This is a genomic window from Corynebacterium sp. UMB8791 (genome assembly GCF_054166365.1).
The window spans coordinates 1-334 of sequence record NZ_JBSZCG010000048.1 but is presented as its reverse complement, the minus strand read 5'-3'; the positions used below and the strand labels follow the sequence as shown (position 1 = coordinate 334).

At 35.9% G+C, this 334-nt stretch carries 1 protein-coding gene; it reads left to right on the top strand.

What is annotated here, in order from left to right; translation table 11 throughout:
- A partial coding sequence (locus tag ACXIUA_RS01260; protein WP_457975928.1) for a family 1 glycosylhydrolase occupies positions 1–334 on the top strand: 334 nt, incomplete at both ends.

The following is a 334-nucleotide window of genomic DNA, read 5'->3' as shown; positions in this document are numbered from 1 at the left end:
AGATAAGACCTCACAATTTTATAAAAAATACCAAGAAGATATTCAGTTAATGAAAGAAACGGGACATAACTCTTTTCGAACATCCATTCAATGGAGCCGTTTAATTCCAGATCCTACAACAGGAAAAGTCAATCAAACAGCAGTTGATTTTTATAATCAAGTCATTGATGATTTATTAGAACACGGGATTGAGCCCTTTATGAACTTGTATCATTTTGATATGCCGATGGTACTTCAAGAAAAAGGCGGTTGGGAAAGCCGTGAAGTGGTTGATTTGTATGTTGACTTTGCCAAAACCTGTTTTGAATTGTTTGGCGATCGCGTGAAAAAATGG